The organism is Okibacterium fritillariae (assembly GCF_052783725.1).
Genome location: NZ_CP199917.1, coordinates 2,644,495 through 2,656,088, shown reverse-complemented (window position 1 = coordinate 2,656,088; position 11,594 = coordinate 2,644,495). Strand labels below are relative to the sequence as shown.

Here is an 11,594-nt window from a genome sequence, read left to right as displayed (position 1 = left end):
CCGGCCGAGCTGTTCGTTAGGTTTCATGTAGACGGTGACGCACGACCCACCGGCATCCATAACTTGACATCAGTACCACCACGAATTCCACCCATAAAAGGAGCAACATCATGGCAAACCTCAACGTAACCTACGGTGACCTGAAGACCGCTGCCGGCCAGCTGTCGACCGGTAAGGGCGCCCTCGAGGACAAGCTCAACGAGCTGCAGCGTCTGGTCGGCGACCTGGTGTCGTCGGGCTTCGTCACTGACGCGGCGTCGGGTGCTTTCCACGACTCCTACACGCAGTTCACTACGGGTGCCACGCAGGCTGTTTCGGGCATCCAGGGTCTGTCGGACTACCTGAACAAGGCTGCTGACGCTCTGCAGAACACCGACCAGGAGCTGGCCAACGCCATCAAGGGCTAATACCCCTCGGCGGGGTGCGGGTGATCGAGCCCGCATCCCGCCCTTCCTCTGTTCACCCACAGTCGTCGCGACCACATCGAAGGACACATCATGGCGGATTTGAAAATTCGTTCGGAAACACTGGATGACGCGGTGTCGAGCATGTCGACGGCCATCACGGCCTTCGAAGACTCGGAGTCGTTCGCGTCCGACCTCGCGGAGGCCGTCGGAGACGAGAGCCTGCGCGACACCGTCGAGGGCTTCGGCAACAAGTGGAACAAGAAACGCGAAGAGATGATCGCCTCGGCCACCACGCTGCGCGACACCCTCAAAGCGATCAACGACGCCTTCACCGAGGCGGATGCCGAGCTGGCCAAGGCCCTCGATGCTCCGCCCGAGAACGCGCCCGCCCCGAACCCCCACGGACCCACGGCATACTGAACGCGGTTGAGAGAAGATCATGAGTAGAGACTTGAAGCCGATCCCGGGTGACCCCGATGTGATCGAGGCGCGAGCGGCGACCTACCTCGGTGTGGCCGACGCCATTCGGACGGCCAACCAGAAGCTCACGCGCGTCGCCACCCTGAGCGACATGACATCAGACGCGATCAACGCGGTGCGCGAAGACGCATCCAAGGTCGCCGAGTCGATCGACAACGCCGAGGTGCGCTATCGCGGCACGGCTGAAGCGCTCGCCGAATATGCTCCGCTCCTGCGTCAGTACCAGGCCGACGCCGACAAGGCGATCCTCGACGCGGCCGGTGCCGCCGAGGCCGCAGACAACCAGCGCGCCCGCCAAGACGAGTATGCCCAGAAGGCGGCGACGCCCGGGCCCGACCAGGCGAGCGACCAGAAGTGGGCCGACTTCTTCAAAGACCAGGCCGAGTCCAAGGACGCCAGCGCCGCGAGTGCCCAGGCCGCCTACGACACCGCCTACGAAAACTGGAAGGCGGCGGCCGACGCGGCGCGCTCCAAGATCGATGACGCGATCGACGAGAGCAAGCTCAACAACACCGTGTGGGACACCATCGTCGATGGGGCGAAGCTTGTCGGCGAGATCGCCGGTGTGCTCGCCCTCTTCCTCTCCTGGGTTCCCATCCTGGGCCAGATTCTCGTTGCCATCGCCATCATTGCTTCGGTCATCGCTGTTATCGACGCGATCGTGAATCTCGTCAACGGCACCGGAACCTGGGGTGACCTCGCCTTTGCGGTCGTCGGCCTCGTCCTCACGGTCGTCGCCCCCGGCATCATGAAGATCCTCGGCAAGGCGATGAAGGCATCCAACCTCGCGAAGCCCCTCGCCACGATCAGTAAGTCGAAGTTCAAGGGCCTCACGGGTGTGTCGAAATCGAGTGCCGCGAAGCTGGCCCGCCAGCAGAACATCACGTGGAAGGACGCGTTCACGAGTACCTTCAAGCCGCTCTCGAAGTCGCATTTCACGCCCTCCGGATTCGCCTCGCAGGCCAAGACGGGGTTCGCCGAATTCCGCGCGAACCCGCTGGGCCTGAAGTCGCCCGACATCTACGGCGACATGGTGCGCAACGGGGGACCGATCCCGAAGAGCCTGACGGTATCGTTGGCCGTTATGGAGTACCGCGGAATCGCCGGCAAGATCGAGACCCTGTCGAACAACCCCTTCGATCCGACTGACCAGAAGGCGACTCTCAAGCCTGAGTCGATCCTTCAGCAGGCGACGAAGGGCGAGGCGCCCGTGCTGGTGCCCTCTCGATGAGCGAGATGGCCGAGATCGAAACGTACCGCTTCGACGTTCCGCCGGAGTGGTACGCGCTCGATCTCACCGACAGTGTTCCGCCACGACAGGTCGCCCAGGACATCATGGATGAGCTGGGTTCCGTCGACGACGACAATGCGCCGCTGTTCCGTGACGACGTCACGGGGCTCGTCGAGCGTCTGCGTCTCGAGAACGACGGCCTGACATCCGCGGCGGTACTCGTGCGCACCGAGGGCGGCCTCCGCGTCGGCGCCCTCCTCGTGCACGCCGTACGCGACCTCGAAGACGGCGACACACCCGAGTCCTATGAACAATTCGCGCGGCAGGCCCTCGCCAGTGGTCAGCCGGGGCAGCAGAGCCTCGCCGTTCAGTCCTGGCAGCTCGAGTGCTCCGCCGGCCCCGCCGTCGGAGTCGTCCACGTGCTCTCGGCCCGCGAGCCGGGGGAGGCAGATGCCTGGGTCGAGGAACGCGCCATCTATGCTGTCTTCGTCGAGGGCACCCGGCAGCTCGTCCAGTTCACGTTCACGACCGCCGACTTCGGCACGTTCGAGGACATGCCGTCCGAGACCTGGAGCATCGCGTCGACCCTGACGGTCGAGTTGAAGGAGTTCGCATGACACAGGCATTCGGCTCGGAGTCGGCGAAGTTCACGATCGTGCTTCCGGGCACGTGGGCGAACATCCCCCTCCACGACCCCGATGAGACCGAGCGTTCGGTGCGGGCGCTCGTGAAGAAGCAGGTCGGGCGGGATGACCGTTTCGCCCGGGTGCGCCGCGATGCCAAGAACCAGCTCATGGACCTGGCCGAGACCGCGGTGGCCACCAATGTCCTGGGGCTTTCGCTCTGGCTGGAGCTCGTTCCGGGGATGCCGTTCCCGGGTTCGCTGACGGTCGACATCGTCAAGCGCCCCGACGAGACCGCCGAGAGCGTGCTGCCCAGCGATTCGGATGAACTGACGCTCTTCCTCGAGCGGCTGTTCCCCGAGGCCATCGTGCTCGATGCAGGGCCCGGACCCACCGCGCGCACCGCCTACGTGACGTCCGTGCGTTCAGGGGAGAGCGACATCCCGCACCTGAAGATCAACTACTTGGTCCCCGATCCGAGCGCTCAGCATCTCCTGCGCTTCCATGTGGACCTGCCGATGGTGGACCGCACCGAGAACTACGTCGATCTGTTCGATCTCGTCATCGATTCGGTCCGACTGACATCGGTGCCGACCGTGCCGGCACCGACTGAGCAGCCGGAAGACTCCGAGGTCGCCTCGACGGGTCGAGAAACGGTGGCCCTGTGACCCGCGGTGTCGCCATCGCCTATGCCGTCGGATCGTTCTTCGCTCTCCTGACGGTTGGTCTCTTCCTCTGGACGACGACGGCGTGGTGGAACGAGGGCTCGGTCTACGACCTTCCCGGTGGCCGCTTCTGGAACCAGAACAGCGTCATCGGCCTCGAGTTCCTCTTTCTCGTTCTCGGGATGGCCGCGATCCTGATGGCCGAATTCTCGCGGCAGGGCATCACGACCGAGTCGGGTGGGCCGCTCGGCCTCGGCACGAACCGTGTCGATGTCACGCGCCGCAGGTACTTCTCACGGGTCGCGTGGATGCTTGTGCCGCTCCTGTCCTGGGCCGCCATCGTCTTCGTGCCCCTCTGGGCCTCGGCGACGGGCGACCCCTATGAAACGCCGGAGTACGGATCGCCCGAGAGCATGTGGGTCGTCATCGCGGCGAACGCCATCATCGCGGCGGGCGCCTTCGGCGTCATGGTCGCCTCGTTCGTCAAGGCCGTGTTCTACGATCGCGCGGCCCGTCTCGGGCGACTCGAACGCTCGAAGAAAGGCAAGCGGAAGGGGCTGACGGCGAAACCTGCCCGCGGGGAGGGCTTCTTCGCCCTCGTGTCCTACCAGGGCAGGCTAGAACTCGTGCTCGCTTTCTTGGCCGTGGGGACCCTCGGTCTGCTGCCGTTCGCCTTCGCCGATGAGGAGGGCGTGGCGAGTTACGTGCCCGCGGTCATGATCGGCGCCGTCGTGACTCTCGTGATCGCTCTCGTCATCGCGGCGAACTCGTGGCGTTCGGGTCGGGCGCTCACGGCGGGTGAGTCGCTCGTGGGCGGCATCGCGCCGGCCTCGCACTGACGCAGGCGCGGCCCGTTCGATCGTTCTCCCCCGGCCGATTCGGCGAGAGTTGTCCACATGGGGAGGGGTACCCATCGCCTTCCGGTGGCGGCCTTGTTAGTTTGAATGCGTAAGGTCGATCCAGTGGGGATGGCCGAGACCGATTGGACACATCATGGCAAACCTCAACGTAACCTACGGTGACCTGAAGACCGCTGCTGGCCAGCTGTCGACCGGTAAGGGCGCCCTCGAGGACAAGCTCAACGAGCTGCAGCGTCTGGTCGGCGACCTGGTGTCGTCGGGCTTCGTCACTGACGCGGCGTCGGGTGCTTTCCACGACTCCTACACGCAGTTCACCACGGGTGCCACGCAGGCTGTTTCGGGCATCCAGGGTCTGTCGGACTACCTGAACAAGGCCGCCGACGCTCTGCAGAACACCGACCAGGAGCTGGCCAACGCCATCAAGGGCTAACACCCCGCCTCGCTCCGAGGCAAGCTGTACTTCCCGACTCCCGGCCCCCGTTCAGGGGGTCGGGAGTCCTCCTTTTGGAGGACAGACACGCCGTAAACGCCGAAAACGTACCCTAATTGGGGGTAATCCTCCCTGCCGTCCGCGCGCGGGAGTGTGGTTATCTGACGGGGAAGGCTGGGTGCAGTGAAGTGGTCGAGCGACACGAGCATCCCGGGCGAAGGTGCGCGGTAGTCGTGCCGACATCCGTGTCTGCGTCCAGCCGGGGACACCGTCAGATTTGCCCGAACGCACCACCGGGCCCAGGGGAGAGAGTGCCACGTGTCGCACGCGGGCGAGTCGAGGGGGCTGTCACGGTCGACCCTGCGCGTCGCGCTTCCCGGAATCAGCGCCCCTGAGCTCAGTCTCGACGGCCTGCGCGGGTCTCTCATCGGGGCCCTCTCCGCCGCCACGACCGCCACGCGCCGCCGCATCGTGCGGGTATTGCGTCACCCCCGAACGGTCGCGCTGCCGACCCTCGTCGTGGTTGCCAGCCTCGGCGCCGGCATCGGCGTGTCGCGGGCCGACGCCCTCGTGGTCGCCGGTGAGCAGGTGGCCGCGTCGTTCGTCACCGATCTCAACCTGCTGGCGGGCGAAGGAGCGGGAGCCTTCTCGTGGGTGTCGGCCAACGGGGGAGCCCTGCTCAGCTCCTCGGCCCTGAGCCTGTTCGGCCCCGCCGGCCTCGCGTTCGTCGGCGCCAGCATCGCCCAGCCGGTCGCCGACGGTGGGGGCGTGAACAGCGCGACGGCGTTCGGCGCGACCCGCATCGCCGCCGCCATGGTGTCCATCGGCTCTCTGCTCGGCGCGTTCGGCGATGCCGGCACGGGGCAGGGCGGCGCAGCTCCTTCCGTCGCGCTGCTTCCCGTCCTCGACCGCGCGCTCGTCGACGCCAACCTGCAGGGCGTGTTCCCCGGCGTCGCGGGCCTGGCGGGCGCTGCGTCCGCCGCGGTGGCCGTCGCCGCCGGCGGTTCGACCGCGACCGTGTCGGCCGTGACCGTGTCGGCCGCCGTGTCGACGACGGCATCGACCGTGGCGGCGCAGGCCAGCTCGACCGCGGCCGGGGCGGTCACGCCGATCGCGGCGGCGCCGCAGCCCGCATCCGACTTTGCGTCGCTCTTCACGGTGCAGCAAGAGATCGACCTACGCGGGGGGACGTCGTTCGCCGACATCCGCATCACCCGGCTCGCCTCGGGCGCGTGGACCGTGCAGATCCCCTCCACCCAGGGCAGCTTCATCGACCCCATGGCGGCGAGCCACCCCAACGACGTCGTGGCCGATGTCGTGGCCATGTCGGGCGCCCAGACGGCGCTCGGCCGCGCGGTCACGGCAGCCATGACCGAGGCCGGCATCGGTGCGAACGACCCCGTCATGATGGTGGGCTTCAGCCTCGGCGGAATCACCGCGGCGCAACTCGTCTCCGACCCCGACTTCCCCTTCACGGTCACGCAGATCCTCACGGCCGGGGCGCCCATCGCCAGCTTCAACATTCCCGAGACGGTCTCGGTGCTCTCGCTCGAATTGACGCAGGATGCCGTGCCCAAACTCGACGGCCGTTCCAACCCCAGCCGCTCGACGTGGTCGACGCTCGAGGGCGATGCGCCTAGGCTTCAGGGCGAGACCGCGGCCCCCGGCATCGCGGGCGCCCACAACACGTTGCGCTACGCGGCCTTCGCCCGTCAGCTGGTCGCGGCCGACGATGCGACCGTCGGCACCTTCACCGCGTCGGCCGCGCCGTTCCTCACCGGGATGGGCACGAGCGCCGACTACGCCGTCGTCCGCTGACACCCTGTTCGTGAGGCGCATGGAGAGAACTCCCCATCGCGTCAGCCCGCCAAACCCCTAGGCTGAGGGGGTGATGGCCCGAGAATCCACGATCGCCTCAGCGAAGCGCATCGTCACCGTGACGGTGACGGGTGTCAGCGACACGGGCTGCGTGCGCGAGATCAACGAAGACAGCTTCTTCGCCCAAGCCCCGATCTTCGCGGTCGCGGATGGCATGGGCGGGCACACGCGGGGAGACCTGGCGAGCCGGGCTGTCGTCGAATCGTTGGCTCACAGCATCCGACCCGGTGTCGCCACCAGCCCCGAAGCGGTTTTCACCGCACTGACGGCGGCCAACGCGCAGATCGCATCGTGGTCCGGAGAGGTCGGCATCGCCGGCACGACGGTCGCGGGGCTCGCCCTCGTGACCCTGTCGGCGCAGACCGATCTGCACTGGATGGCCTTCAACATCGGTGACTCCCGCGTCTATCTGCTCGATGACGGCGAGTTCGAGCAGATCACCGTCGACCATTCGGCGGTGCAAGAGCTGCTCGATCAGGGGCGCATCACCACCGACGAGGCCGAGCGGCATCCCGAACGCAACGTCGTCACGCGCGCGGTGGGCGTCGATGCCGACGCCGATGCCGACGTCTGGCTGCTGCCCACGTCGGGTCAACAAACGTTCCTCATCTGTTCAGACGGCCTCACGCGCGAGGTGTCGGACGACAAGATCCGCTCCGTTTTGGCCACCAACGCCGACGATCCGGCCGGTGAATTGCTGCGCCTCGCGATCGAAAACGGCGCCCGCGACAACGTGACCGTGCTGGTGGTGCGGGCGACGACGCTCGACCCGACCCCGCCGGGCCCGGGATATCATGAAAACCGGTCACTCGGTTATCTCGAGAAGACCCTTCCGAGGCTATAGGGGACACGATGACGGGGTATCTCTACACGCCTGGATCGGCGGGCGACTGGTTGGTCGTCGCGGCGACCGGGCGACTGCTTGTGGCACGTATCGACGGCGATGCCGCGCGCGCGGAACGCTGCCTGGCGGTGCTCGATGCCGGCACCTCGGTGTCGAACCTCGTCGACATCCTGTCCTCGCAGGGGCTTGAATCGACGGGGCCGTTCGCTCTGCTGTTCTGGGTCGACGGCGAGATGGGCGACAAGGGTCTCGGCGTGATCGTGCGCGGCACACCCGAGGTCACGGTGCACGGGGCTGACGGCGATCAGCGCGTTGTCGCCGGTGGTTTCATGACGTGGAGCGAGCAGCTGGTCGACGGCGCAACCGGGTTCCGGGTCGAGACCGGGTCCGCATCCGACGGCGCCTCGAGCGAACTCGCATCCGCGCTTCTCGACCTGCCGTTCACCGGGGGTGCCGTCTGGGCGACATCGGTGGCCACGGATGCCGCAGCCTCCGCTCTCTCGGGCGCTCGCGGCGCCGAAGCCACCGCCCAGGCCGTCGCGCAACTCTCCGAGGTCGACGACGCCATCGACGGAGCGACGGTCATTGTGCCGACGCGTGCCCGCCGCCGCGAACAGTCCGCCGCGAACGCCGAACCCGAGGCCAGCTCGGCGACGACGGGCGAGAGCGTCGATCAGGATGCCTCGACCTCCGTCGAGAGCGACGCGGCCGGCCCGGCGGCGACATCCGATGCAGCCACCCCGGCCCACCCGTCGAGCGCGTCCACTCCGGCAACCCCTCCAACCCCTGCGGCCACGCCGGTCGAAGAGACCCGCGTCTTCCACACGACGACGGCGCGTCACGACGGAGAAGTGAGCGACGATTCGTCCGAGGGCGCGGCGGCCAACTCCGCCGGTGCCGCCTCCGACGCCGAGAGCTACGACTACCTCTTCGGCGCCACCATCTTCCGCCCCGTCGGCCAGGCGGCCGTGGCCGAGGAAGACGACGAGGATGGCGAGGGCGCCGGCGCTCCCGCTCCAGCGAGCGAGGCACCGTCGTCGACCGCCGCCGCCGCAACCCCCACCGTCGCGACGGGCGACCACGACGGCAGCACGGTGTTCTCGACCGATATCCGTCAGGCCCGTGAGGAGAGCCGTGCCCGCGCCGGCGGCCACGGCGACGGCTCGGCCGAACCCGCAGCCTCCGCATCGGCCCCGGCCGACCAGACCGACGCCCACCGCTCCGGCGGCTATGTGCTCGTGCTGCCCGACGGCCGGTCGCAAGAACTCAACGCCCCGGTCATCATCGGTCGCGCGCCGAGTGTCTCCAATGTTCCGGCTTCGGTGCTGCCGCACCTCATCACGCTGAGCGCCGACGACATCTCGCGCAACCACGCCCGCATCGCGGTCGAGGGCGGCACCGTCGTGGTCACCGACCTACTGTCCTCGAACGGCACCCAGGTGATCCAGCCCGGCAAACCCCCGCTGTCCCTGCGCGGCGGCGAACCGACGCCCGTCATCGTGGGCACGGTCGTCGACCTCGGCAGCGGCATCACCCTGACGATTGCGGAGGCCTAGGTGCCGCAGCGTCCCGTCGCCGCCCCGCCGCGGCTCACCGGTCTCACTTATGACCGCGTGCTCGGTTCGGGCGGTTTCAGCGACGTCTACCTCTATCAGCAGGAGCTTCCCCGCCGCCTCGTGGCCGTGAAGGTTCTGGCTGCCGAGGAGACGACCGACGAGTCCCGTCGCGCCTTCGTCGCCGAGGCCAACCTGATGGCGCAGCTCTCGGCGCACCCCTACATCGTCACGATCTATAACGCCGCCGTGACCGACGACGGCCGCCCCTACTTCGTCATGGAGTACTGTGCCGGCCCGTCACTGGCCGAGCAATACAAGCGAGCGAAGTTCAGCGTTGTCGACGCCCTGCGCACGGGGGTGCGCGTGTCGAGCGCCGTGGCCACCGCGCACGCCGCCGGCATCCTGCACCGCGACATCAAGCCCGCCAACGTTCTCACCAACGCCTACGGGTGGCCCGCGCTCGCCGACTTCGGTATCTCGTCGGCCGTCGACACCGAGCTGCCCGCCCACGAGGCTGCCGACGCCGCGAACGCCCCGCAGGGTGCGACGTCGACGGGCACGGTGGGCATGAGTATCCCGTGGTGCCCGCCCGAGCTCTTCGAAGAACACCCGCAGCCGGATGTCCGCAGCGACGTGTTCTCGCTCGCCGCGACGATCTACACGCTGCTCGCCGGTCACACGCCGTTCGAGGTGCCCGGCAAGCCCAACGGCACGGTCGACCTGATCGGACGCATCGAGCGCGGCACGATCACGCCGCTCAACCGCACCGACGTTCCGCGTTCCCTCGTCGCCGTGCTCAACAAGGGCATGGCCGTCGACCGGTCCAACCGCTATGCCACGGCCGTCGATTTCGCGCGCGCCCTGCAGCGGGTCGAGATGGAGCTGTCCTACTCGCCGACGCCCATCGACGTTCCCAATCTGATCGTCGAACAGCGGCCGGATGACTCGCAGCAGGAGAATGGCGACGCCACGCGCATCCGGCAGGTGTCGACCATCGAGGCGCAGCCCGAGGAACGGCCGCGCACCCCGGCGCCCGCAGCCCCTGCCGCGCCCACGCCGGCGCCCGCCGCCGACCCCACGGTCATCCGCGGCGTCACGCCCGTGAATGCGCAACCCACCGACGCCCCCGCCGCCCCCGGCGCCGGTCAGGCATCCGGTGCGCGCACGGCCGATCCGAAGCGCCCACGCATCACGCCCGGCGATATGCCCGCGGCGCCCGCGCCCGGCAGCCCTGGTTCACCAGCCTCCGGCGCCCCCGCTCGCCCGCTCGGCGAGAACACCGTCCTGCGCCCGCGCGTCATCGCCGAACCCGGTGCGCCCGCCGGCTCCGATTCCGGCGACACCGTCGGCGGCGGCAGCGCACACGGCGACTCCGACGGCACCCGCGCCCCCCGTAAGCGCTGGCCCATCTGGGCCGCCGCGGCAACCGCGGTCGTGCTCGCCGCCGCGGTCACGGCCGCCATCGTCTTGGCCCCGCCCGCCCCGGGCCCGGCCAAGCCCACCCCCGAGGCCTCGAGCGATATCGACACGGTCGGCATCCCGAGCCCCGTCGCCGGCGCGATCACGCCCAACGGCGACGCCACGGCGCTCACGTTCACGTGGTCGAACCCCGACGGCGAAGAGGGCGACCGCTATGTCTGGCAGCGCACCGACGGCCCGGCCACCGACCCCATCTCGACGCCCAACACCGAAGCCGTCATCGAGGGTGTCCAGCCCGGCCAGACGGTCTGCATCGAGGTCAGCATCAACCGCGGCGGAAAACTGTCGCTCGAACCCACGGAGATGTGTAGCTGATGAAGCCGCCGCGTATCGAATTCGTGGGGGAGTGGTACGACCTCACGCCCGACCAGCCGTTCTTCGTCGGCCGCGAATCCGACCTGATCATCGACGAGAACCCGTTCCTCCACCGCCGCTTCCTCTCGATCTCGAGCGAGAACGGCCTGTGGTGGCTGTCGAACGTGGGCAACCTGCTCTCGGCCACCGTCACCGACACGACCGGCCAGGTGCAGGCGTGGCTCGCCCCCGGCGCCCGCCTGCCCATCGTGTTCCCGCAGCTCATGGTCATGTTCAGTGCGGGGTCGACCACGTATGAGTTCACCATCCACTCCGAGGCCGAGTTCTTCGGCACGTCGTCGCTGACCACCATGCAGGCCGGCACGACGACGGTCGGCCCCGTGCACCTGACCACCTCGCAGCGGCTGCTGATCGTGGCGCTCGCCGAGAACGTGCTGCGTCAGACATCCCCCGGTCGTGGCGAGATCCCGGCGTCGGCAGAGGCGGCGGCGCGACTCGGATGGACGCAGACCGCGTTCAATCGCAAGCTCGACAACGTGTGCGACAAGCTCGACCGCATCGGCGTGCGCGGGCTGCGAGGCGGCCGCGGAAAACTGGCCACCGGCCGCCGCGCGCGCCTTGTCGAGTACGCGGTCTCGAGCCGTCTGGTCGACACCGAAGACCTCGTGTTACTCGACCGACCACAGCAGGTCAACCCCTGATGCGGGGGCCACAGAAGTGCGTGCTAACTTAAGTGAGCTGATGTGGCCTTTTCGGGTGTCATCACATTGGGCACACATGATTCGATACGCGAGTGAATATCTCCTTGGGCGGGGCGAACGAATAT

At 68.1% G+C, this 11,594-nt stretch carries 12 protein-coding genes; all 12 read left to right on the top strand.

What is annotated here, in order from left to right; all coding sequences use genetic code 11:
• Positions 1-110 precede the first annotated feature (110 nt).
• On the top strand, positions 111-407 hold the full coding sequence (locus ACUWEX_RS12205) for a WXG100 family type VII secretion target (RefSeq protein ID WP_077055063.1): 297 nt from the start codon (positions 111-113) through the stop codon (positions 405-407).
• 90 nt (positions 408-497) lie between these two features.
• Complete coding sequence (locus ACUWEX_RS12200) at positions 498-827, top strand: hypothetical protein (RefSeq protein ID WP_143785435.1); 330 nt, start codon at positions 498-500, stop codon at positions 825-827.
• 19 nt (positions 828-846) lie between these two features.
• Entirely contained in the window at positions 847-2,118 is a 1,272-nt protein-coding gene (locus ACUWEX_RS12195; protein WP_143785436.1) for a hypothetical protein, read from the top strand.
• 5 nt (positions 2,119-2,123) lie between these two features.
• Entirely contained in the window at positions 2,124-2,735 is a 612-nt protein-coding gene (locus tag ACUWEX_RS12190) for a hypothetical protein (RefSeq protein WP_445996408.1), read from the top strand.
• Positions 2,732-3,409: a hypothetical protein gene (locus tag ACUWEX_RS12185; RefSeq protein WP_079728034.1), complete on the top strand. Its 678-nt coding sequence runs from the start codon at positions 2,732-2,734 to the stop codon at positions 3,407-3,409. The genes ACUWEX_RS12190 and ACUWEX_RS12185 overlap by 4 nt, the downstream gene beginning before the upstream one ends.
• Complete coding sequence (locus tag ACUWEX_RS12180) at positions 3,406-4,245, top strand: hypothetical protein (protein ID WP_079728035.1); 840 nt, start codon at positions 3,406-3,408, stop codon at positions 4,243-4,245. The genes ACUWEX_RS12185 and ACUWEX_RS12180 overlap by 4 nt, the downstream gene beginning before the upstream one ends.
• Before the next feature lie 154 nt (positions 4,246-4,399).
• Positions 4,400-4,696: a WXG100 family type VII secretion target gene (locus ACUWEX_RS12175; protein WP_077055063.1), complete on the top strand. Its 297-nt coding sequence runs from the start codon at positions 4,400-4,402 to the stop codon at positions 4,694-4,696.
• Between the two features lie 318 nt (positions 4,697-5,014).
• Positions 5,015-6,514 carry a hypothetical protein gene (locus ACUWEX_RS12170; RefSeq protein ID WP_445996407.1) on the top strand — a complete coding sequence of 500 codons (1,500 nt, stop codon included), beginning with the start codon at positions 5,015-5,017 and terminating at the stop codon, positions 6,512-6,514.
• A gap of 73 nt (positions 6,515-6,587) precedes the next feature.
• Complete coding sequence (locus tag ACUWEX_RS12165; RefSeq protein WP_445996406.1) at positions 6,588-7,418, top strand: PP2C family protein-serine/threonine phosphatase; 831 nt, start codon at positions 6,588-6,590, stop codon at positions 7,416-7,418.
• Positions 7,419-7,426: 8 nt separating this feature from the next.
• Positions 7,427-8,974 carry an FHA domain-containing protein gene (locus tag ACUWEX_RS12160; protein WP_445996405.1) on the top strand — a complete coding sequence of 516 codons (1,548 nt, stop codon included), beginning with the start codon at positions 7,427-7,429 and terminating at the stop codon, positions 8,972-8,974.
• Positions 8,975-10,768: a protein kinase domain-containing protein gene (locus tag ACUWEX_RS12155; protein WP_445996404.1), complete on the top strand. Its 1,794-nt coding sequence runs from the start codon at positions 8,975-8,977 to the stop codon at positions 10,766-10,768.
• The gene (locus tag ACUWEX_RS12150; protein WP_445996403.1) at positions 10,768-11,469 is read left to right on the top strand and encodes a hypothetical protein; all 702 of its coding nucleotides are present in this window, start codon (positions 10,768-10,770) and stop codon (positions 11,467-11,469) included. The genes ACUWEX_RS12155 and ACUWEX_RS12150 overlap by 1 nt, the downstream gene beginning before the upstream one ends.
• The last annotated feature ends 125 nt before the right edge of the window (positions 11,470-11,594 follow it).

What these genes read in the sequence shown, in the direction of transcription:
- ACUWEX_RS12185 (WP_079728034.1), top strand. Translation starts at nt 2,732, where the DNA reads ATGACACAGGCATTCGGCTCGGAGTCGGCGAAGTTCACGATCGTGCTT.
- ACUWEX_RS12175 (WP_077055063.1), top strand. Translation starts at nt 4,400, where the DNA reads ATGGCAAACCTCAACGTAACCTACGGTGACCTGAAGACCGCTGCTGGC.
- ACUWEX_RS12190 (WP_445996408.1), top strand. Translation starts at nt 2,124, where the DNA reads ATGGCCGAGATCGAAACGTACCGCTTCGACGTTCCGCCGGAGTGGTAC.
- ACUWEX_RS12200 (WP_143785435.1), top strand. Translation starts at nt 498, where the DNA reads ATGGCGGATTTGAAAATTCGTTCGGAAACACTGGATGACGCGGTGTCG.
- ACUWEX_RS12150 (WP_445996403.1), top strand. Translation starts at nt 10,768, where the DNA reads ATGAAGCCGCCGCGTATCGAATTCGTGGGGGAGTGGTACGACCTCACG.
- ACUWEX_RS12160 (WP_445996405.1), top strand. Translation starts at nt 7,427, where the DNA reads ATGACGGGGTATCTCTACACGCCTGGATCGGCGGGCGACTGGTTGGTC.
- ACUWEX_RS12165 (WP_445996406.1), top strand. Translation starts at nt 6,588, where the DNA reads ATGGCCCGAGAATCCACGATCGCCTCAGCGAAGCGCATCGTCACCGTG.
- ACUWEX_RS12205 (WP_077055063.1), top strand. Translation starts at nt 111, where the DNA reads ATGGCAAACCTCAACGTAACCTACGGTGACCTGAAGACCGCTGCCGGC.
- ACUWEX_RS12195 (WP_143785436.1), top strand. Translation starts at nt 847, where the DNA reads ATGAGTAGAGACTTGAAGCCGATCCCGGGTGACCCCGATGTGATCGAG.